Annotated in this window: 14 protein-coding genes; 12 read left to right on the top strand and 2 right to left on the bottom strand. The window is 39.9% G+C overall.

Annotated features, from left to right (window positions below):
* Positions 1–11 precede the first annotated feature (11 nt).
* The 11 genes from NMK93_RS11290 (at position 12) to NMK93_RS11240 (ending at position 21,509) form a co-directional block, all read left to right on the top strand.
* Positions 12–6,347 carry a hypothetical protein gene (locus NMK93_RS11290; protein ID WP_254527328.1) on the top strand — a complete coding sequence of 2,112 codons (6,336 nt, stop codon included), beginning with the start codon at positions 12–14 and terminating at the stop codon, positions 6,345–6,347.
* A gap of 4 nt (positions 6,348–6,351) precedes the next feature.
* Positions 6,352–7,674, top strand: coding sequence for a contractile injection system tape measure protein (locus tag NMK93_RS11285; RefSeq protein ID WP_254527326.1), 1,323 nt, complete (start codon positions 6,352–6,354; stop codon positions 7,672–7,674).
* A gap of 50 nt (positions 7,675–7,724) precedes the next feature.
* On the top strand, positions 7,725–9,080 hold the full coding sequence (locus tag NMK93_RS11280; protein WP_254527323.1) for a vanadium-dependent haloperoxidase: 1,356 nt from the start codon (positions 7,725–7,727) through the stop codon (positions 9,078–9,080).
* Entirely contained in the window at positions 9,070–10,458 is a 1,389-nt protein-coding gene (locus NMK93_RS11275; RefSeq protein WP_254527322.1) for an ATP-binding protein, read from the top strand. Before NMK93_RS11280 ends, NMK93_RS11275 begins: the two co-directional genes overlap by 11 nt.
* Before the next feature lie 163 nt (positions 10,459–10,621).
* Positions 10,622–11,950, top strand: a complete 1,329-nt coding sequence (locus NMK93_RS11270) for a gluconate:H+ symporter (protein ID WP_185212327.1) — start codon at positions 10,622–10,624, stop codon at positions 11,948–11,950.
* Between the two features lie 27 nt (positions 11,951–11,977).
* A complete protein-coding gene (locus tag NMK93_RS11265) occupies positions 11,978–12,448 on the top strand; it encodes a RidA family protein (RefSeq protein ID WP_254527320.1) in 471 nt (156 codons plus the stop codon).
* A gap of 2 nt (positions 12,449–12,450) precedes the next feature.
* Positions 12,451–13,557, top strand: coding sequence for a D-TA family PLP-dependent enzyme (locus NMK93_RS11260; protein ID WP_254527318.1), 1,107 nt, complete (start codon positions 12,451–12,453; stop codon positions 13,555–13,557).
* Positions 13,558–13,564: 7 nt separating this feature from the next.
* Positions 13,565–14,653, top strand: coding sequence for a dipeptidase (locus NMK93_RS11255; protein ID WP_254527317.1), 1,089 nt, complete (start codon positions 13,565–13,567; stop codon positions 14,651–14,653).
* A gap of 867 nt (positions 14,654–15,520) precedes the next feature.
* Positions 15,521–18,691 (top strand): TonB-dependent receptor, encoded by a 3,171-nt coding sequence (locus NMK93_RS11250; RefSeq protein WP_254527315.1) that lies wholly within the window; start codon positions 15,521–15,523, stop codon positions 18,689–18,691.
* A gap of 8 nt (positions 18,692–18,699) precedes the next feature.
* Positions 18,700–20,529: a RagB/SusD family nutrient uptake outer membrane protein gene (locus tag NMK93_RS11245; RefSeq protein ID WP_185216526.1), complete on the top strand. Its 1,830-nt coding sequence runs from the start codon at positions 18,700–18,702 to the stop codon at positions 20,527–20,529.
* An 11-nt stretch (positions 20,530–20,540) separates the two neighbouring features.
* Positions 20,541–21,509 carry a discoidin domain-containing protein gene (locus tag NMK93_RS11240; RefSeq protein ID WP_254527313.1) on the top strand — a complete coding sequence of 323 codons (969 nt, stop codon included), beginning with the start codon at positions 20,541–20,543 and terminating at the stop codon, positions 21,507–21,509.
* An 82-nt stretch (positions 21,510–21,591) separates the two neighbouring features.
* Here NMK93_RS11240 and NMK93_RS11235 read toward each other — a convergent pair whose 3' ends face one another.
* Positions 21,592–22,152 carry a hypothetical protein gene (locus NMK93_RS11235; RefSeq protein ID WP_254527312.1) on the bottom strand — a complete coding sequence of 187 codons (561 nt, stop codon included), beginning with the start codon at positions 22,150–22,152 and terminating at the stop codon, positions 21,592–21,594.
* Positions 22,153–22,377: 225 nt separating this feature from the next.
* Here NMK93_RS11235 and NMK93_RS11230 point away from each other — a divergent pair, with 225 nt between their 5' ends.
* A complete protein-coding gene (locus NMK93_RS11230; RefSeq protein WP_254527310.1) occupies positions 22,378–22,902 on the top strand; it encodes a hypothetical protein in 525 nt (174 codons plus the stop codon).
* A 108-nt stretch (positions 22,903–23,010) separates the two neighbouring features.
* On the opposite strand, the gene NMK93_RS11225 is transcribed toward NMK93_RS11230, so the two are convergent.
* Entirely contained in the window at positions 23,011–24,306 is a 1,296-nt protein-coding gene (locus NMK93_RS11225) for a CitMHS family transporter (RefSeq protein WP_254527308.1), read from the bottom strand.
* Between the last annotated feature and the right edge of the window lie 4 nt (positions 24,307–24,310).

Below are 24,310 nucleotides of genomic sequence, written 5' to 3'. Positions count from 1 at the left end.
AATGCAAGATCATGGCAAGCCAAGGAGAAAATAAGAAAACGATAAACAAGGACAATGCTGGTTTCCCTGCGTACTTAGATTTTGAAAAACTAAGAACAGAAGGAATAGCATATCTTGGTAAACTCTCTGGAAAAATCTGGACAGATCATAATGTCCATGACCCTGGTATTACCATCCTGGAAGTACTGTGCTACTCGCTTCTTGATTTAGGCTATAGAACTAATTTACCAAGCATTGATTTGTTCAGCAGGGATCCAAAGGAAACCGGAGCTGATAATAATTTCTTTACGGCTGCTGAGATCCTGAGCTGTAATCCATTGACCATAATGGATTATAGAAAGTTCCTGATCGATATTGAAGGCGTAAAGAATGCTTGGTTAGAAGTCGCTACCGATCAAACTGACTTTTGTAGGCCAAGATATGATCAGCAGTCAACCAATTACCAAAACAATGATTGCGTTCAATATCTCAATGGGCTATACCATATTTTTATTGAGCCTGAAAAGGATGTGAATAAGGATTTTCCTGATAAATTAACAGCTAATGCTTATTTAGATGCATTGAATAAAACCGTCAAAGACAGATTGATGGCCCATAGAAACTTCTGTGAAGACTTTTTGGATATTACCATGCTTTGCAAGGTAGATATTGGTGTCTGTGCCGTGATAGAATTGCAAAATGACGCAGATATCGAAAAATCTTATCAGGATGTCGTGCAAAGGCTAAGGGATTTTATTTCACCTGTACCAAAATTCTACACCCTACAGGAACTCTTGGACCGTCAAAAAGATATAGAAGATATTTTTGCGGGTAGACCATATAATCCTGCGGAAAGCCATGGCTTCATCGATACAGAGGAGCTGTCAGCCTTAAAACTGAAAAAGGAAATCCATATTTCAGACCTGTATCAGGTAATTTTAGCCTCTACGGGTGTGAAATCAGTAAATAAGCTAGCCCTAAGAAATTGCGAAACAGGACGGTTTAGTGATATAAATGCATGGAAGTTTAATGTCCCCGAAAATCACATCACTAATTTTTCGGTAGCCTGTTCTGGTATTCAATTCACGAAAAACGGAATCCCGATTGATTTTGATAGTAAAAAATTTGATGGACTGTTTAATCTCAATTTCGCAAATTCAGGCAAAGTATTGTACCAGTTGCCATCGGCTTATTTAGACCATGCCATTCCATCTGGTACCTTCCATGAGAACTTAGATGAATATTTCCTGTTACAGGATGATTTTCCAAGGGTATATGGCATCGCCGAAGGTGGACTGCCAGATGATGTCTCAAACTTGAGGAAAGCACAGGCACTCCAGTTAAAGGGCTATTTACTGTTCTTTGACCAGCTATTGGCCGGCTATTTGGCCCAGCTGAAAAACATTCGAGCCTTATTTTCCATGAACTCGGCAGAGGATGGTCAACGAAGAACCTATTTTCTCAATCAATTGACCGAGAAACCAGAGCTGAGCAAATTACTTCGGTTTGCTGTCGGAACAGATCAGAATGAAGTTTTAGGAGCAGTTGGTGATAGCCTAATTCGCGTGATTAAAAAAAGTCAATTGGACCAATTGATCATTGACCATGCAATTGATATTCCAGCCATGCAACAGTTCCAATATAGTTCATTGATCAAGCAACAGATAGCAATCAAACAGTTAATAGAGGACTTTAGCAACAATAGCTATGAATATGGCTTTGTCCAAGATACTGAAGGAAAGATCTACTATTATCTCAATGGTACTTCAGATGATTTCGCTCTGATCAGTAAAATAAGCTTTCCTTCCACTTCTGCTGCAAATCTGCATCTCAGTTCAGTCGCCTATGTGGGTTCCTTTGAAGAAAATTATAGGAGTTTTATCATTGATGAAAACCATGTTTCCTTTGATATTGAACTAAACATGGCTTCCTTCAAGTCCTATCTTGCCTTGATATTGGAAGATGATAATCTGTATGCAGAACGCAGGAATACATTCTTAAACCATCTCTTAAGTCGATTTGCAGAAAGGTTTACGGATGATGTGCTCATGCAATTCAATCAACAACCTAACCAGTTGATTCAAGCTAAAGAGGATTTTCTCAGCCATTATGATGAGATCAGTTCCAATCGAGGCAAGGCTTACGATTACTTAAAAGATGAATGGAACAATGATAATATATCTGGTTTTGAGAAGGAAGCCAAATATCTTGCAGGGATCACCAATAAGCAATTGCACAGCCTGTGCAACTTTGTTGTTGAGCAGTTGGATGAATATTACCTCGTTGAATTAAGCATAGCAGAGGATACCTATTTCAAACTGTCAGAAAAGTTTGATTCTCCGAAGGAGGCTGAAGAAGCTGCACAGATGGTTTTCGATTCGCTTGCCCAACCAGAAAGGTTAAGGACAAAGTATATCCCTCACGAAAAGATGTACAGCATTGTGCTGCAATATGACGATCGTTCAAGTGTTCCATTCTACAAACAATATGCAACCTCTCAAGAGGCCGATGAGGTAAGGACTAAACTGAATCGGATGTTTTCCAAACAGCCTGTAGAAGATGTTTATATCAGTAGTTATGCGCATAAGGTACAGTTGCTGGACCATAACGGTAGTATTCTTAGGAACTATGTGGAAGCTTTTGATTCCGATGTCAGTGCCATGGAGGCTGCTCGAAAGAATATGAGCAAATTGAATGACAGCAATATCTGGTCTCAAGAAGATTCAAAACAACCTAAAATAACTCAGCTTACTTTCAATGATCTTGATAAGGATGATTCAAATTGTTTGGACATCAAAGCCTTTAAGATCAATATCAGTAATACCATTGTTGGTAAACCCGATAAATTTACCTACGATATTTTGGACCATGCCAATTCCTTTAAATTTTATGCGGTAAAAGAATTTTCAAGTAACAAAGAAGCGAAAGCCAATGCATACTTAGTATTGAAACTTGCTGGAAATTCAAAAAACTACGCCTTTTACCGATCCGCCATTGATTCCAAATGGCAACTTCAAATTGTCTATCAAGAGCAGGTCGAAGCCATCTGTTATACAGAATTTGAAACCGAAGAGGAAGCAAGAGAACTACGTGATCTGATTATCAGCTCTTTTCAAAAGGCCACCTATAGGTTGTCCACAAATTCATTTCCAAAGGGATGGAAATTTAATTATGAATTAGGCTTTGACCAAGACTCCAATTATAAGTTCAGTAGTAGCAAGGAATATCCATATAAGGAAGAAGCTATTAAAGCTTCACATGCTTTCCAACAAGCTACCCCAACATTAAGGGTTGGTAAAAGTAAGAATGGAATTATCCTGACCCAACAAAACAGAAGCAGTAAATTGCCTACGGTCAATTTGGATACTCCGGAATTTCAGGAGGAAAGCATCAATCGAGCTTTAGATTCGCAGAAGAGCATTGCTCAATATGCCAATAGCAATAAATCCCAGAACTTTAGAACCTCCATAAGGAAAGAGTCTACAGAAAATTCTGCCCGATATATTTACCGGCTGGTGGATAAAGATCATGTCTTGGCCTATTATCAGCAACAATTTCTATCTAAGGAAGAAGCGGTTTTATCCAAAATGAAATTGTCCAGGTTGTTTAAGAGAAAACTAAACTATCTACAGTTATGTCTAGGGTCTGCGGTGGTAAGAGAAGTGTCAGGAGCAAATAAGCAAAAAACCAAGGCATATACCTATCAGGTTCGGGCTCATAATATCCTATACAAGTCTGCCGGACATATCAATGAAGAGTTGGTGCTATTCGAAAGCTTTGATACCTTTTCTACCAAGGAACAGGCGCTTGAAGCTTTTGAAAATAACTATTTCCATATTTTGGAACTAGCGGCAGTAGAGCAGAATTACGGAACTCTCATCAGTTTCGAAGAGAAAAGGAATACTAATACAGCCGCCCTGGTCTATATTCCTTTGGTAACTCAAGAAGAGATTAATACATTTGGAGAAGGCAGCATTCCACAAATGCTGATGCAATTAGTGCGGGCCTATCCAATAAAAAGGAATGATGAACTGTACTATTTTGAGACTTTTCATTCTGCAAAGAATCCCCAAGGTTGGCATAGTGTCAAAGATTATCCCACTGCGGAGGCAGCTATGCAGGATTTTCTCTTTTTCTTGATGCTCTTAAAGTATGCAGGCAATTTATATGTTGACTGTGATTTTAATGATGATGGAAAAGGTGATTTTCGGATCTATATCCGCGAAGTATTGGCGGAAAGTACCCAACGCTTTTTCACTGAGGAAGAGGCATGGGGACTGGCAGGTGTCGAGAACCTGATCTGTGCCGTTCAATCCAACATCGGTTTCCGAAAATATCAGCGGAAGGAAGATTGCTGCTTTTCATTCTATATTAATTGCGGTGCAGACTTCTTGATCCACCCATGCACATACGATACGGCCAAAAAGAGAAATCAGGTTGTCCTTGATCTATATGATCAATTCAAACGCTTTCATGAAAGAAATGCCTATTCTATTTCTAATGAAGATAATGCTTTGATTTTTCACGATGAAGGCGGAAAACCTTTTGCAACCAAAAGGTTTGGAGCAAATGACAACCAAGAATATTGTGACCTTCTTTTTGATTATCTGGAGGAATTACAGGCATTAGGAATTGAATATGTCGTTGAAAAGGAATTTGTTTTTATAAAGGACAAAAACGGACAGGTAATACTCCAATCTTATAACCAAGGTTGGACTGTCGAATCATTTAAAGAGCAATTGGAACTTTTTCTCTGCTTTTTTCCTATTACCCGAAGCAAAAATCAAAATAATGAAGGCTATCAATATCAGATAGAAATAAAACTGCCTGGCTTTAATTCATGTAAAGAGGAGAATACTGTAAACTGTGGCTGTTCAGATCCAGTGGAGGAGGAGCCTACCTGTTATGTGGCTTGGAAAACTTCCTGCCCAATTGATAATTGCTATATGGCCATGCGGTTGTACAGCTTGACCAGCTATATGCTCAGCAATTTCGAAAATTATCAATCCATCCTGGATTGCAGCAGCAATTCATTTGGAATTGCAATGGATTTCAACCTTCCGGAATATAGGGAACAGTTTTCTATTAATGGAAGGCAGATTGCCTTTAATCCTCAGTGCTATGAAACTTCGCAAGAGATGTGCATGGCTGTCGATCGGGCAAAAGAACTCATTAATGCCGAAGGTTTACAGTTTGTCGAACATATATTGCTCAGACCTCGATGTGAAGAAGACTGTGAAATTCGACAAAGCCTATATTGTAATGAAACCTATTCCTATTGTGGCTTCACTTGGAAAGCTGACCAAGAAGATCCATGTTCCGATCAATCGGATATTTGCTTTGTCCCAGCGATAGATCCCTATTCCTTTATTGCAACCGTAGCTCTACCTGCATGGCCGAAAAGGTTCCGCTCTAAAACGGGAAGAATGCTAATGGAGGATATCTTATACCGTTTGGCACCAGCCCATGTAATGTTGAGGATATTGTGGCTAGCGCCTCATGATTATTGCTGTTTTGAATCAAAATACAAAAACTGGAGGAAATGGCTTGCCAAGAAAAAAACCTGTATAGAAAATTTCTCCAGCGATGATTTCTTGAATTTCCTATTCCATCGTAATTATGAAGATTTAGTGGATTGCGAAACTTGTAAACCATGTAATAGTCAGGTTGAAACCTATAATCCTTGCCTGTATCGTGAAGTTAACCAAGAAAACAGTTACAGCATGCAACAAAGTTTCCTAGACCAGGTAAATGCTTCATTTTGCTGGCGGGTTTCCTATCCTGGTGAATACCAATTCATCAGTTGCGATCAAAACAATCAACCCAATTATGATTACATCCGCAAGGTCCAGAAAGAGAATAAGGAAGAAGAAAAAACTATTGCTCCTGTATTAAATACGGTAAAGCGAGGTAATACTAAAGAATTGAATCTACTGAAAGAAAGACGCATGATGCACTATCGATCAGCAGTAGAACAAGTTGCTGAGAAACTCCAGAAAAACCTGGTTGTTCAAAGTGTCCAAAATTATTTGAGCGATCCTAATCTGGCCATAAACCAACTGGAAGCTATAGTTACGCAAATCATTGAAAACAAAAAAACTACGGCAAAGAACTACGTGGTCCTGAATAAACCTCAGATGCACCGTGTCTTGGAATCCGTAGTCTGTTATGCCTTGGATCAGGTCAACCATAAGAAAAAGAACAAAACCGATCTTTCCCTACTCAATGCCGCTTTTGAAAGGTTGCGGAAAGCGAAAATTGATGTAGCTGCGATCTATAATCATTGGGATGGAACGGAATTAAAGAAATATCAACCCGCAATCAATGTACTTGAAATCAAGAATCTGCTATTAGGAAATAAGAAGTGAAATCATGCTGCATATCATCAGAAAACAGCGTATTGAGCTCCTATTATCACAAGGAGAAGCTAGTTTTAGCATTCAGCAAAAACTAAGTGATCAATATTGGGAGTTTTTTGTGCCTTTGATGGATGAAATCCTGTCGGGTTTATCCAACGATGATGAAGTGTTATCAATAGATTCCTTGACCATTGATCTGGGTATTATTAAGCTAATGGATTTAGATCATATTAAATCCAATGGGAGATTAGTAGAAAACATAAAACAGCAATTAGAAGAACAGATACTAAAAGAAAGAGCATTAAACCATCGAGTGAATATTCAGCATACCACTCTCTCGGACTTTCATAAATGGATTTCTTATTTGCGACAGGGCTATTTAGATTGGAATGTTGAATTTCCGATAGATGCTTGGCAAGAACATGTCCTAGAATCCCTTTCTAGTAAGATGGAAACCTTGAATCATTTCATACTGGAGGTAGAACGTAGTCCCAATTTCCGAATTCGATTAGTGAGGCAACATTCAGATAGCTTTTTGAATACATTGATTAAAGTAATAGCTCCAAAACAGGAAAAATCATTGGATAAAATAGTAAAGGATTTTTTCGCTTTTGTATCCAAATACAAGGAAATTAATGCTGGAAACAAAATAGTTTGGCGAGAGAAGTTCTGGCTGGATTTGCTTCAGGTCGTTTCAAAAGAGTTCTTTAAATCAGACTCAGCTGAATTCAAAAATCGCATAGAGCAAATTAAAGTGGATTACAATTCCTTTGCCAATCCGGTGATTGATCAGGTACGAAGTTTTGAAGAATTTAAAGATATAACCGAGATTAAAGAAGCTATTTTTCAGGACCATGTAGGGTTGGTTTTATTACATCCCTTTTTAAACTCATTATTCAAACAGTTGGGATTGGTCAAAGACAAAGATTTCATCTCTCTGGATGCTAAGGAAAAAGCTATCTACCTATTACATTTTGCAGCAACTGGAAAGCAACAGCCTAAGGAATATGAATTGACAGTTCCAAAACTGCTATGCTCATATCCGATAAAAGCCGCAATCCCGACATCAATAGAAATGAGCAAGGATGAAAAGGAGGAAGTCATTGCTATGATGGAAGCCTGTATCCCCAATTGGGAGATATTGAAAAAGACTTCTGTTGATGGGTTAAGGGAAGGCTTTTTACAGAGAAAAGGCAAAATAGAGCTGGGAATGGAAAAGATTACGATACAAGTGGAAAAAGGTCCTATCGATATGTTGCTGGATTATCTGCCGTGGAATTTGAATATGATCAAGTTCCCATGGCTAAAACAGCTTATCCATGTAGAATGGAGGTGAATTTTAGAGGCTTATGAACGAATTATTGAATGAATTTATAGTATAATATCATGTCAGAAAAACCGCTAGTGTTAAAATGGAATCAACTTATGCTGGAGGCCATCAAGTTGACCAAAACCTCTGCTCCATTGGCTGCAAGAGCATTGGCAATGATGCATACAGCAATGTACGATGCATGGTCTGTATATGATAACTGTGCCTATAGCACAAGTACAGCTAAATATATAAAAATCCCAAAATCAAATTGTGCCAAGGATAATATCCGTAAGTCCTTCAGTTATGCTGCTTACCGGATTCTGGTGAACCTATTCTGGTTAAAATTGCCAGCTGAAGAAAAGGATATTTTCCGTGATTTTATGTGCCAGTTGGATTACGATCCTGACCATAAAACCCTGGACATTTCCAAGCCGGAAGGGATTGGCAACCTTATGGCAAAATTAACCATTGAACAGCGATATGGGGATGGAAGCAATCCTTATGGAAGCCTGCATATGCCAAGATTTTCTGACTATACAGGTTATAAACCTATCAATCCTCCCGAACACCTGAATAATCTCAGTTATTGGCAACCCCTTCAAAAAATTAAGGAAGGAGCCAAAATCAGCTTCCAACGATTCCATGTTCCACATTGGGGCTTGGTACAATCCTTTGCCCTTCCATTTAACTGGCAATTTAGACCTGACGCACCTTTTACGAAGGAACAACCTGAGTTCAAGCAACAAGCCCGGGAAATCTTGGATATCAATGCTGCATTGACGGATGAACAGAAAGTCATTGCTACTTACTGGGAAGACGCCAGAGGTACCTTTACGACTCCTGGGCATTGGTGTGAGATAGCGCAGTTCGTTGCCCAAAAGGAATTCTACAGGAACTCCCAATGCATCAAGCTTTTCTTTGTGCTCAGCAATGCGTTGTTGGATGCATCAATTGCTAGTTGGGAATGCAAACATCAATATCAATCTGTCAGACCTATTACGGCGATCAGGAACTTATTCAATGGCCTGCATGTACATGCTTGGGGAGGCAGTTGTAAAGGAACAGAGACGATTAAGGGGGATCAATGGAATCCTTATCTGAAAACGCCAGCGACCCCAGAATATATTTCTGCTCACAGTTGCTTTAGCCGCGCAGCTGCGGTTATCCTGAAGAACTTTACAGGGAATGATGCCTTTGGAGGCAGGACAACCTTAAAAATGGGTTCTTCAAAAATTGAACCTGCGGTAACTCCATGTATGGATATCGTGCTGGAATGGCCGACCTATTCTTTCGCTGCTGAGCAAGCGGGACTTGCCTGTATCTATGGGGGAATTCATTTTCCCAAGGCTACTGCTGAGGGGCATAAGCTTGGTTTGAAAGTAGCCATGACTGTTTGGGAAAAAGCAAAAGTCTATTTCAATGAAAAGTAAAAAGGCAAATACAGATCTAAGCATTAGCTTTCTTGATATCAACGCCCCGGCAGAACTCAAATTCCTGGAGCAGTTGATCTTGTACCGTTTGAGCAATTGGTTTCCCGGTGAAACTGAATTTGAAAAGCCTAAACCTCTTTATAGGACCTGGTCCAAAAAGCTGCAAGAATTTATCAAGCATCATCAACTCAATGAACAAGAAGCTTGTCTATTACTGATTGGGATGGCTCCTCATATGCAAGCCGACCTCTTTGATAATGCCATAAACTTTAAACTGCAGCGCTCGGGAGATTTTCAAAAAATAGGTGGGGTAAGGGGAAAGGATTTTAGAGGATTTATCCCAACGGGTGAAACTGCTGTCTTTCTTTTAGGCGATGATGATTTTGATAAAAAGACCGCAATCCATAAGCTGTTTTGGGCTGACCATATTTTTGACAGTAAAAAAATCCTATGGTTAGATGATGTTCCGGCAGGAGAGCCTGAGATGAGTGGAAAGATCTTGATTTCCAAAGAATACCTCGATGCATTTATCTATGGCGAGTCTACCCAGCCTAAGTTCAGTGTTAATTTTCCAGCTAAATTAATCCGTACTAAATTGGAATGGAAAGATTTAGTCATCAATGATGAGCTCCAAGAGCAGATCCAGGAATTGAAGAGCTGGTTAAAATATAACAGCATCCTGATCAACGAATGGGGAATGGGGGGTAGGATAAACAATGGTTATAAAGCCCTGCTATACGGTCCTTCAGGGACCGGTAAAACGCTTACCGTTGGGTTATTGGGCAAAGAAGTCGGGAAGGATGTGTACAAAATCGATCTCTCGATGGTCATGTCGAAATATATTGGGGAGACCGAAAAAAATCTGGAACAGATATTTGCAAAGGCCGAGGACAAAGGTTGGATCCTGTTTTTTGATGAGGCGGATTCCTTATTTGGAAAAAGGACCAATGTTCGGGATGCCCATGATAAATATGCCAATCAAGAGGTTTCTTACCTGCTACAACGTATTGAGGAGTATAATGGCATGGTAATCCTTGCTACCAATATGAAAAATAATATTGATGATGCCTTTATGCGCAGGTTCAATGCCATTTTGAAATTCACTGTTCCCGAAGCGGCAGACCGCGCCAAAATATGGAAGTTGAGTTTTCCAGAAGAGGCCTTGTTCTTTAATGACAAGAACGAAAAGGTAGATATTCCGGAACTCGTGAAAAACTATGTTGTATCGGGAGGCTCTATCGTCAATGCGGTACACTATTCCTGTATCAAAGCCATTGAAAAATCTACTCCCGACAAAGATCAAAAATCCATATATCTCTCCGATGTATTGGACGGAATCCGTAAAGAATTATTGAAAGAAGGCAAACCTTTCCATTAACAGCTACTCTGAATATGGGGCAATATTAACTTCATGCCCCTTAGAACCCTGAAATATTTATTTTTAAAATCCCTCTCTTATTCGCCTAGGTATTACTATTTTAGGGATAGCAATTACCTTAGGCTTTCGCTATGAAAGCTTCCTAACCTTCAATATAAACTAAATGGTATTTACAATCGTACTTCTTAGCCTATTGTTGCTAATCATTTTCATTACCTATTTTAAAATCAACACTTTTTTGGCCTTCCTGATCGTTTCGATCTTAGCCGCTATCGTCCTGGGAATTCCATTGGCAAAGATTCCGGGAACAGTTGAAAAGGGGATAGGATCTATCATGGGCGGGCTTACCCTGATCATTGTATTAGGTGCCATGCTCGGAAAGTTGATAGCCCATAGTGGCGCAGCAGAAAATATTGCAACCGTTATGGTTCGCCTGTTTGGGGTCAAGCATCTGCAATGGGGAATGGCCTTTACAGGTTTTATTGTCGGTATTCCTTTGTTCTATGGCGTAGGCTTTGTGCTTTTGGTTCCCCTAATTTTTTCAATAGTCTATAAATACAAATTACCATTGGTCTACATCGGTCTGCCGATGTTGGCAGCTTTGTCGGTAACCCATGGATTTATTCCTCCGCATCCCTCTCCAGTAGCCTTGGTGGTCCTGTTCAATGCCAATATGGGATTGACATTGATCTATGGATTGCTCATTGCTATACCTGCCATAATTATTGGCGGTCCTTTGTTCAGCAAAACCCTCAAGAATATCAAGGCTGGTAAATCTGAAATCTTTCAACCGGTAGATCCAAAACCAGAGGACGAGGACTATCCTAAACCTGGGGCTTTCAATAGCTTCTTTACCGCTTTATTGCCGGTGGTCATGATTGTTCTCTTTACCGTTTTACCATATGTAGTACCAAAAGAATCTACCTTTTTGCATGAAATCATTGCATTTTTAGGCTCGGCAAATATCGTTATGCTCATTGCAGTTATCTACGCTATGTTTTCTTTAGGGATCTTTCAGGGCAGACCCATCAAAGACGTAATGTCGGTGTATGCAGATGCGGTCAAGGACATTGCGATGATCCTCTTGATAATTGCTGGTTCTGGGGTGTTCAAAGAGGTAATGGAGGCCAGTGGTGTCAGCTTAAAATTGGCTGAGGCCCTGCAAGGCTTACCTATCCATCCGTTAATCTTAGCATGGATCATTACGGCCATAATCCGTGGATGCATAGGCTCGGCAACAGTTGCAGCACTCACTGCGGCAAGTGTGCTATTGCCTTTGTTGCAGGCTACTGATATCAATCCAAACCTGATGGTCCTTTCGATCGGTGCGGGAAGTCTCATGTTTTCACATGTAAATGACTCCGGATTTTGGATGTTTAAAGAATATTTAGGAATATCGGTAAAAGATACTTTTCGATCATGGTCCATGATGGAGGCTATTGTCTCCACGGTTGGTCTGATCGGTGTAATGATCTTATCTTTATTTATATAAAAATTACTAATCAAAAAATAATAAATCATGTGGAATGCAGATGAACAATTTGAAAAATTAGGTTTAACATTACCTCCAGCACCAAAGCCACTTGGGGTGTACAAACCATGTTTGGTCGATGGAAAATATCTTTACTTATCTGGTCATGGTACGGTTCAAAATGACGGAACCTTAATCATCGGGCGCGTTGGTGAAGATATGGACATGGAAGCTGGTAAGGTAGCTGCTAGACAGGTCGGTCTGGCTATGCTGGCTACGATAAAAGCCAATTTAGGTTCGCTGAATAAAGTAAAACGCGTTATCAAAGTTTTAGGAATGGTCAATGCCACGCCTGCTTTTGAAAGACATCCCTATGTAATCAATGGTTGTAGTGAATTGTTTGCTTCGGTTTGGGGCGAGGAAAATGGTATTGGAGTGCGATCAGCAGTAGGCTTTGGTTCACTGCCAGACAATATCCCGGTGGAAATTGAGGCTATGTTTGAATTACATGAAGGCTAATCATGGAAAAGTGGTTTGAAGTAAAAAATTCAGATTGTATCGCTTCACCTGCTCTTTTACTGTATCCTGATCGGATAACCCGTAATATTCGCTTGCTCAAAAGAATGGTCGCCAATGATACGTCAAGGTTGCGCCCTCATGCAAAGACCCATAAAATGCTTGAAGTGAGCAAGATGATGATTGAGGAAGGTATTGAGCAGTTTAAATGTTCTACCATTGCTGAAGCGGAAATGCTGGCATTGAGTAATGCTAAGGATGTCCTTTTGGCCTATCAGCCCGTGGGACCAAATATCTCACGGTTTCTGAAATTGATCCAAGAGTATCCGAACACCCATTTTTCCTGTTTATTGGATAACGTAGAATCTATTACAACAGTCAATTTTCAGGCAAAGGAGCAGGGAATAAAAACCAGCTTCTACCTGGATCTTGATGTAGGCATGGGTAGGACTGGTGCTTCCATAAAAGACATTGAAAAGCTCTGGAACTGCATTGCTGAACAGGACAGCTTGCTTTTGGAGGGCATACATGGCTATGATGGGCAGATCAACAATGTTGATGCTTCCATACGTGAAAAGGAGGCAGATTCAGGGTATGATTTACTCAAGCTTGCATTTGATTATTTTCAGGAAAAATGTACTTATCCATTGAAAATAGTAGTGGGCGGTTCGCCTTCGTTTACACGGCATGCTGAACGTCCTAATGTGGCCTGTAGCCCTGGAACCTTTGTGTTTTGGGATTGGGGTTACTCCCAGAAAATACCCGAACAAGCTTTTGAAGTCGCCGCAGTACTTTTGACCCGAGTGATATCCGTGATCAATGAGCATCGCATATGTATAGACTTAGGTTACAAGGCTGTCGCTTCGGAATCTCCATTGCCAAGGGTTAAGTTTTTGAATGCCGATGATGCAGTTCCGATATTACAGAGTGAGGAACATATGGTGCTCAACGTCAATGATAGCAATGAGTATCCAGTAGGTACGGAACTCTATGCCATTCCTTTGCATATCTGCCCAACAGTGGCCTTGTATGATAAAGTCTCGGTCATCGCAGACCATCAAAAGGTTAAGAATTGGCAAGTTGTTGCGAGGAATAGAATGTTAAATATTTAAGGATATTATGGAAGTACAGCCTTTTTTGATCGATGGTCACCTTGATCTAAGCATGAATGCCATGGAATGGAATCGAGATCTCCGGATCCCCATTTCAGAGTTGAACCGGAGGGAAGAGGGCATGGTCGATAAACCAGATCGCGGCAAAGCGACCGTCACTTTCGATGAACTTCGAAAAGGGAACATAGGTCTGGTCGTTGCCACCCAGATTGCAAGGTATGTAGAGCACGGAAGTGTTCTTCCAGGTTGGTTATCTCCCGAACAGGCATGGGCACAAACTCAAGGGCAATTAGCTTGGTACAAAGCGATGGAAGAGGATGGGCAGCTAAAAATGATCCGGACAAAAGCGGAACTGGATGCCCATGTCGAGCATTGGAATGATAATATTGGAGATGTGAAAAAAGCCATCGGATATATCCTTAGCCTGGAAGGTGCTGATTCCATCGTTAACCTGTCATATCTTGAAAAGGCATATGATTATGGCCTTCGTGCACTTGGTCCCGCCCATTATGGACCAGGTCGGTATGCCAATGGTACGGATTCCAATGGAAAGTTAAATCAGGATGGAATTGCCTTGCTCCAGGAAATGGACAACCTCCAGATGATCCTTGATGCAACCCATCTCAATGACGATGCATTTTGGGATGCTTTAGATCGATATAAAGGTCCTATATGGGCCAGTCACAACAACTGCCGGACATTTGTTGATCATAACCGTCAATTTTCTGATGATATGATCAAGGCTCTGGTTGACAGAAATGCGGTTATTGGCGTTGCACTGGACGCCTGGATGATGGTCCCAAATTGGATACGGGGAACATCTACTCCAAAAGAAACAGGTTGCAATATGGAGATCATGGCCAACAATATCGACCATATCTGTCAGATTGCCGGCAATACCAACCATGTAGCAGTAGGCAGTGATTTGGATGGCGCATTTGGAAGAGAACAATGTCCCTATGATCTGGAAACCATTGCCGATATCCAAAAAGTATTCCCGATCCTAAGAAATAGAGGCTATGCGAAGGAAGATATACAGAAGATTGCAAACGGCAATTGGTTGAGGTTTATGAGGGGGAGTTTGAACCAGGATTAAAGGGATTTGAGGATGGACCAAGAACTGGGAATGAACCAGGATTAAAGGGATTAGAGGATGGATCAAGAAGTGGGAATGAACGAGGATGGGGTTCGACTTTGCTCACCACGAGGATTGGAGGATTGGCCAAGATTATTGTTTTTCCCTCTCAGTTATTAGTTTTCAAAGTTGATAGAGACATATGGAATGGGCCAGACGGTTTAAACGAAAATACGTTACCATAAATGGGCAATTTATGACAATCTGCCCCAGAATGGCTGAAAGATTTTAGAAAGGTATTGAACAATATAAGGTAGCGAAAAAAAGGTATTCGATTAATCGAATACCTTTTTTTGTTAATTCTAGGTAACTTATCGTAACAGGGACTTTCTTGCAAAAAAAATAATCCAAATCTTGACCCATCCTCTCATTCTTTCCATCCTAGTTCAAACTAAAAATTTTAATAAACCTCTAGCATTTTCATTTTTTGACCTCCATTTTTCCTTAAATTTTCATCCTATCTGTTTTATCGATTTTAGTCTGACCTGACTTTGACCTTATTCGAGACATATTCCGAATTTTCCGAATATGGGTCGAATGAATCTCGAATTTGTCCCGATTGCAAAACTCAAATTTTTATTGATTTTCAGGTTCATGTTATACATAATAAATTGTGTAACAAAATTGTTATTAACGTAGGGTTAATATTAGTAAATACCCAAAATAATGGTTTTAGCACAGTAAAAATGGGGTTATGTGTTTTTATTGATTTAATTTTTTAATGAAAATTCCTGAATTCGTTAAAAATTTACGCAAACGATTGCTGTTTTTTTTCCTCTAATTAACTCTTATCATTACCCCAATAATCAATTTTACTAACCGCTAACTATGAACATGAAAAAGGGTCAACCTATTAAAAAACCTATGTCCAATGTTTTTAAGCTTGTCCCAAAATGGGGTCAGGTTTCCGTAGCAACCTTATTGATTTCATCGATGTGTCCAATTGATGTTTTAGGTGCCACAAACATTTCGGAATTATTTTCAGCCGTAACCATGATCGATCGACAGCAGACCGTTTACACAGGAACGGTGAAGGATGCCAATGGTAATCTTTTGCAGGGGGTAACCATCTCCGTAAAGGGACAGACCAAGGCTCTGACTTCTACCGATGCCAATGGTAGGTTCGTTGCTGAAGTACCATCAGATGCTACCCTTGTTTTCAAATTGGTAGGCTTTGAATTCCAGGAAGTGCCGCTGACAGAAAATGAAAAGGACATTACAGTAACTTTAAATGAGGATCTGGCAGGAATCGATGAAGTTGTTGTTGTCGGATTCGGTACGCAAAAGAAAGAAAGTAATGTGGGCTCGCAGGCGACAATCAAGCGAGAAGAGCTCAAGGTTCCAGTTGCTAACTTAACGACAGCTATTGCGGGTCGTTTGGCTGGGGTTGTTGCGACGCAACGCAGTGGAGGTCCTGGTTCTGGTGGTGCAAACCTGTTTGTTCGCGGGGTATCGACTTTCGCAAGTTCACCTCAGTCACCATTATTGATCGTCGACGGAGTACCAGATCGTGATATCAACAATATCGATCCAGAGGACATCGAAAGCTTCACCATCCTGAAGGATGCAACCGCCACTGCCGTTTACGGTACGAGAGGTGCGAATGGGGTTATTATCATCAATACCCGTAAAGGTAAGGCTGGTAAACCTTCCATTTCTGCCGAACTGCAACAGGGTATCACTGGATTTACGTACCTGCCTGATTTCGTAGATGGACCGACCTTTATGGAATTGTTCAATGAAGGTTTGACCATGCGTGGCAAGCAGCCTTTCTATACACCAGAAAGAATAGAATTGCACAGAACTGGTGCCGATCCAGATCTATATCCAAATGTGGACTGGTATGATGTGCTTTTCAAGAACAATGCTACCAATAACAGAGCTAACGTAAATATTACCGGTGGTGCAGATATTGCCCAGTATTATTTGTCGCTAGGCTATTACAACGAAACTGGTCAGTTTAGAACGGAAGATATCGATACCTATAATTCAGCATTGAAAGAAGATCGATTTAATTTCACCAGTAATTTGACCGTCAATGTAACTCCAAATACCAAGATTGACTTTGGTATCAATGGTTTCTTGAAAAACTATAATGAACCGGCAAGGGGTAGGGACTATATTTTCGCTTTGGCCACCCAGACCTCTCCACATGTAATTCCAGTTCAATACTCGGATGGTTCATGGCCATTTGTGAAGGGAGCTACAGAAAACCCTTACAAGGCTTTGACGCAATCGGGTATCAATAACAGATATGATAACGTAGTTCGTTCCAACCTGAGATTGACCCAACAATTAGGCTTCTTGACCGAAGGTTTGAGCGCAAATGGATTATTCGCATTTGATGCTACGGTTCAATCCGTACTTTCCAGGGTTAGAAACCTACCTTCTTATTTTGCAGAAGGCAGAGATGATGAAGGCAACTTGATTTTGAACTTGACGGATGCAGGATCTCCAGACCTAAACTTTGGATTAGGAAGATCATCTACCCGTCGTCTTTATGCAGAAGCATCATTGAACTATAACCGTGCATTTGGAGACCATGAGGTTGGCGGTTTATTGTTGTTCAACCAAACGGATTTCTCAGATGCAGCATCCAATGTTGGTTCGTACCAAGCAGCTATTCCTTACAGAAATAGAAATTTAGTGGGAAGAGCAACTTATGCTTACAACAGAAAATACCTTTTTGAATCCAACTTCTCTTATTCCGGATCTGACAACTTTACGCCAAATAACCGTTTTGGTCTGTTCTCTTCCGTAGGTTTAGGCTGGGTGATCTCGAATGAGGAATTCTTTGAACCATTAAAAGACCATATCGATCACTTGAAATTACGCTATTCCTATGGTTCTTCAGGAAACTCAAATACTGGAAACCGTTTCTTGTACCTAACAAGATTTTCGCAAGATGGTGGTTCCTATAATTTCGGTATTCCAGGATCTCAAAGAGGTTTTACAGGTTATGTAGAATCCTTGATGCGTGGTGATGTAACTTGGGAAACTTCCTACAGACATAATATCGGTTTCGAGATCAACCTGTTCAATAGCGAATTGCAATTCATTGCTGAGTTATTCAAGGAAGATAGAGAAGGTATCTTGATGCAAGGATTGGATATTCCTTATGTATCGGGATTTAATTCTGGAAACGTTCCTTACAAAAATATCGGTGAAACAGCCAATAAGGGTATCGACTTGACCTTGGAGTACAACAAGCAAATGACCAATGGTTTCTTTATGGCAAGAGGTACGATGAACTACAACTCTAACCGTGCTGTGAAAGATAACTTACCACCATGGGCATTCCCATACCTGAACAGAGAAGGTCACCGTATCTCTCAACGTTTCGGATACATTGATCAAGGTTTGTTCAAGACTGATGAGGAAATTGCAAACTCAGCATCTCAAGCTGGTGATGTACGCGTAGGTGATATCAGATACAAGGATTTAAATGGAGATGGTATCATTAACTCCAATGACCAAACTGCCATTGGATATGGCTCAACACCATTGTTGACTTATGGTATTACCTTAGGTGGAGGATTTAAAGGATTTGATATGAGTTTATTCTTCCAGGGTTCAGGTTTGGTGGATCTTAACTATGCAAGTGGTTTCGCAGTGACCCCGTTCTCGCAAGGTGCGACTTACGGAAACATGTACACCAATCTATTGGATCGTTGGGATCCAAATAACCCAGATAAAGAAACTTTATACCCAAGGTTGTCAACCAACGAAACCGTTACGACCAACTACTATGGAAGTACATATTGGTTGCACCGTTCGGATTTCATTCGCTTGAAGCAAGCCGAATTTGGTTACAACTTTACAGACAGATCATGGTTGGATAAAATTGGTGTTTCTAAGTTCCGGATCTATCTGAATGGAACCAATTTGTTCACAATTTCAAACTGGGATTTCTGGGATCCAGAAATGGGAGATGGTAGAGGAGCAGCTTATCCTATCACACGAGTTTACAATATGGGGATAAGACTAAATTTTAAATAAGAACAGCAATGAAAATCAATTATAAAAATATTACGTGCATGTTGTTGCTTGCAGCAACGACGATGTCCATGAACAGTTGCAACGATAAGTTCTTCGATGCACAACCGGACAACCTATTGAATATTGAAACCATTTTTTCCAACCGTAGGCAGACAGAAAACTATTGGGGAGGTTTGTATTCTCCAATCCAAGATGTTTGGGATCAGCCATATAGTTACTTTTGGTCAGCGATCACCGACGAAATGGATGTATCCAATTGGCAGGAATTCCCAGCGAATTCAGGGGCATTATCAGCGGATAATGTAAATACCATGTATGTCAATTATTACAATAAGATCAGACAGGCTCAGATTTTCATTGATAATGTTGATCGCTGTACAGAACTATTGACAGCAGAGAATGGTGCTACATTGGTGAAAGAATACAAAGCAGAGGCGAAATTCTTAAGAGCTTTTTATTACTGGTCGGTCATGAAGATGCATGGTCCAGCGGTAATCCTTCCTTTGATCAGTGAAGAGGCTGCGGGAGATAATTACCAGATTCCTAGAAGTTCTTGGGATGAGTCGGTTGCCTTTGTTATTGCACAGATAGATGAGTCGATCAAAGACCTTCCGGTTGAACATTTCCAAGCGGGAACGACAACAGCTGATGGTACACAATTAGGTCGAATCAATAAAATGGTCGCCGAAGCTGTAAAATCTGAAATTCTATTGTTCCATGCTAGTCCTTTGTACAATGGTAACACGGCTATGGCCAATTGGAGAAACTTAGATGGTAAGCAATTGATCAATCCAACATATGATGCTTCACGCTGGCAAAAAGCTGCTACCCAAGCAAAAGCGGCAATCGATTTAGCCGAAGCAAATGGTAAGGCCTTATTTGTAAAAACGGGTGCCAACGATTTTGAAACAGCCTTTCTTTCCACTAGAGATGTATTCTGGGACGGATACCAAAAAGAAGGTATCTGGTTAAGACCAGCGACCAACCGTTACCAATGGGAAATCCATGCCTCACCTAGAGCGATCTCGGGTACAGCATACAATGGATTGGCAGTTGTTCAAGAGTTGGTGGATGATTTCAGGATGCAAAATGGACAAACGATCCAACAAAGCAATACTTACAATGAAAACACCTATTCAAGTGTAGAGACAAGATACTATGCAGAAGGAACCAACAAAATGTATATGGACCGTGAACCAAGATTCTATTCCTATATCACATTTAATGGATCATTGATTCCGGGAGCTCCAAAAACAGGGATGAAATGGGTAGAGTTTTTCGCAACAGGTAATTCAGGTAAAAATGGTGCCCCTAGGGATTGGCCTAAAACAGGTTATACCGCTAGAAAGAATGTTCACCCCTCATTTTCTGTGGACCCATCGAATGCCACTAACCGTGCAGCCATGTTGATCAGGTTATCGGAGCTATATCTAAACTATGCTGAGGCATTGAATGAAGCACAACCTAACCATCCAGATGTATTGGTTTACTTGAATAAAGTTAGAACAAGAGGTGGACTTCCAGCCTTGACATCAGGTCTATCACAAGCGAGAGTAAGACAAGAGATCCGTACGGAGCGTAGAGTAGAGTTATGTTTTGAAGGAAAGCGCTTTTTTGATGTAAGAAGATGGAAAGTTGCTGACCAAGATGGTTACAGACAAGGTGGAAATTATGAAGGAATGGATATGACCAAAGGTTCGGCTATCAACAGTCCTGATTTCCATAAACGTGTGCCAGCAGTATTGAGAGCACCATGGGAGGACAAAAATTACTTTATGCCTTGGCATCAAATGGAAATTGATCGTAATAAACAATTGGTACAGATTCCAGGCTATTAATCATGAATTTTATGAAAAAGAATAATAAATCATTTATTGCAATCTGTATAGGGTTATTGGCCATGGTTTCCTGTAAGGAAGACATCCCAACCTATGAAGAATTGAACGATACCCGAGAAGAAGCGAAATTAAATGTACAGAAGGCTACTGATGGTAGACAAGACCTTGTGCTTTTTCCTCAGGTCGATGAAAGAAAAGACCAGTTTAGGGTTAATTATGGTGGGGTAGGTTTACCAGCTGAAGATCTACGTGTAAGCTTTGCCCAAGACCAAAAAGCCTTGGACAGTGTCAATAAGATCCGTGAAATCAATGGACAGGAGTTGCTATTGCCATTTCCGGCAGGAAGTTTCAATATCGATAAGGAGTCTGTCGTGATCCCTAAGGGGAAGACCAGTTCTGAATATCTGACATTGACCTATAATCCTAAGAAGTTTGATCTGAGCAAGGAATATATGTTAGCACTAACGGCTACGAATGATCAAGGATATTCCTTTTTCCCAACTGGGAAAACCATTCTTTATTATGCAGCGGTAGTGGAGAAGGTTCTTCCAAAAGCAAAATGGGAGGCTAAGGCAGATTCAGAAGAGTTAACAGGTGAGGGAGAATCAAATGGTAAGGTAAAATTTGTGATTGATAACAGCATCAATACATTCTGGCATACACAATGGCAGGGCAGTGAACCTAAGTTCCCACATTGGGTAGAGGTTGATTTCAAGGAATACCTGTATGTTACTCAGATTGGTTTGACCAGGAGGCAGAATAATACCAATGGCTTTAAAACCTTTGATATTTTAGGTAGCACCGATGGAACCACTTGGAAAACCCTAGCTGCTGATCAAGTTATGGAAAGGACAGAAATCGAGATGCAGAAATTTGCGGTTCCAGCTCAATACCTAAAAAAGATCAAGATCAATATTAAGGACAATTTCAACAATCAAGCTTCCACTCATCTTGCTGAAATTGATGTGATTGGGTATTAAGAAAAGCGTTAGTTAAGTTTAGATAATTATTAGATTAATTAGGTTATGGTCGTTTAGCAATAAACGGCCATTTTTTATCACTTTAGTCTGTAAAGTTTTCGTTGTAGTAATCCTTGGACAGAATGCTGAATTTCCATAGATTAATTTTTTGATAGTTAGCCATTCTCACTTTTGTTGTCACAGTCTGGATCACACTAGATTTTCCCTTATAAAGTTGTATCATCTTATCCCCCCTAAAGTAGTTATCCGATAAAAAGTAGTTGTTAGATTTTAATTTTAAACGGTAATTTTTAAAGATTTGAGGGTTATAGATATCAATAGAGATACTTTTTATAACTTTTTGTGGCGTGATTAAAAGATAGATTCTTGTCTCTTCATTTTTCTTGGTAAAGTGGCTTTTGGCGAATCCTCCAACTTTATTGGCCAGGTACTCGGAGGCATTGGATGCTGTATAGTTCAAGATAATTAAAGTGTTGTTATTGTCATTTGTTAAGCTGACTATTTTCCAATCTTTCTTTTGAAGATAATTTATGCTTTTGTCGGCATGCATCTTTTTGAGCATAATAATTTGCTCAAGGGATAGATTTTGGGCATAGTTTAAAGAACAGATAAAGAATAAAATAAGGGTAAGAATATGTTTCATTTCAAAAAGTTTATGCAAAATTATATTAATATTTCCTATTAGTTAAATGTTTATTAAAAATTTAATGTATTTTTAATTGCCTAGCATTTTGCTAATCTTGATGGAAGAAGTCGTATTCACGCGCTGAGATTGGCGTTAATATTTACTTAAAATCCAATAAATTGAACATAAATGATTATTTTATGCTTGATAACGATTTAATATTAACACACTAGCTAGTTTACTATGGAAAACAGATTGGAAAAGGAATCCTTAGAATTGATCAAATCGCTTAAATTACCAGCATTAGTTTCAGAAATTTTCAATGGGAATATTTCAGATCCGGAGATAGATGAATTGATGAAATATGATTATCATAAAGCTGACTCGATTTTTGAATTAAGTGAGGAAGGACGAGAAATCTATCATGTGGAAAGATTTATGCCAATTTTACAATTCAATAGTTTAGAGATATTGGCTTATGATGTTTTGCGATCAGGATTTATTCTTTATAATTTGGAGCTAGGAATAGAAAATCCACATGCCTATACCTGGGATGGTGTATGGTTAGATGAGGTTTCTTTTTGGTGGGAAAACGAATGGCAGGACGATGAAATCCGTAAGGTGGCCAAAGCGCTTGATTTGAAATACGTTGATGAAATCATAGAAAGTTTGGAGCAAAATGATGAAGAAGGTACGCTTTCCACTTTTGAAGAAAAAGATGCTTGGTTGAATAAAATGATTAATAAATATGGATTGAGGGTGGGATAAAAGGTATTCTTGGATTGCCGTTAGGATGGATCTATATCGGATTAGAAACCGATAAAGATCCATTTTTTGTATTATATCATGGGATTATGATGTTGAACCTTTTCTGAATTACATCCATAAATACATAATGAACAATAAGACGATGCCAAAAGCCCATACCCAGAAGAAAGCATATTTAATATATTTTCCCAATTCCACATTGGCTAATCCCACTGCCAACCACACAGCTGGAGCAAAAGGGCAAATAAATGTACCTACAATATTTCCTACCATCATAAATTGTATTGCCCGGCTGCTATCGACTCCATATTCCGAAACGATCTGTTCGATGACAGGAAATAAAGCGAAATAGGTCGCGTCTGTACTGAGCAAGAGTTCAATTGGAACACCGAGAAAGGCGATGATATAGTGTAGATTGGGAACCGCCTGTTTTGGTAATACTTTTACGAGATCATTGGCAATGGATTCAAGCATACCACTTTCGCTGAGGATACCCATAAAAGATCCTGCAACAATAATTATGGAAGCCATTAATAAGGCATTGGGGGCATGAGCTTTTATCCGTTGCATCTGTTGATCTTTTTTTGGAAAGTTTAAGAAGAGAATGATACTGCAGCCCAACATAAATATTAAACCCGGTGGCAATATTCCAGAGAACAATAATATAAAGATAAATAGAGCAATCAGACTGTTTAACCAAAGTGGTTTAATATGTTTTTTGTCAATATGTGTTGTATGTTCCATTATTTCTGGGTTTTCTTCTTCAAGTGTTAGATCAACCAACTTTCCATTGTTCTTCACTTTCTCTCGCCAACCAAAATAAAAGCCCATCATCAGGACCAATAAAAAGCCCATGATCTGTATTGGAATCAAAGGTTTCCATAAATCAAAGGGATCCATTTCCAGAACAATGCCGGCTCGGCCCATTGGGCCTGCCCAAGGGATCAGGTTCATGACTCCAGCACTTAAACCAACCAAGAGGAGTAGCAAATGGGGGCTCATTTTTAGGCGTTGATAGATAGGGAGCAAGGGAGGAATCGTTAAGAGGAAGGTTGATGCTCCGGACCCGTCAATATGGGCTATAGCGGCTATTATTACCGTACCGCAAGTGATGGCTATCGGATTGGAACCCGTTTTTCTCAGAACAAGATTTATAAGGGGGTCGAAAAACCCGATATCCTGCAATATCCCAAAAAAGAGGATCGCAAAAATAAACATGACAGCAATCCCAGTAACTTTATTGATTCCTTCAGTATAGAAGGTTGCAATTTCACTTTGGGAAAACCCCGCCAGCATTGCAGCCGCAAGGGGGACAATACTCAGAACGACAATGGGAGAAAATCGCTTACCCATCAAAAGAATAACAATTACCAGGATTGTTATCAAGCCAATAATACTTAGCATATAA

It is taken from the genome of Sphingobacterium sp. LZ7M1, from assembly GCF_024296865.1.
Taxonomy (GTDB): Bacteria; Bacteroidota; Bacteroidia; order Sphingobacteriales; family Sphingobacteriaceae; genus Sphingobacterium.
This window is presented reverse-complemented; position numbering and strand designations above follow the sequence as displayed.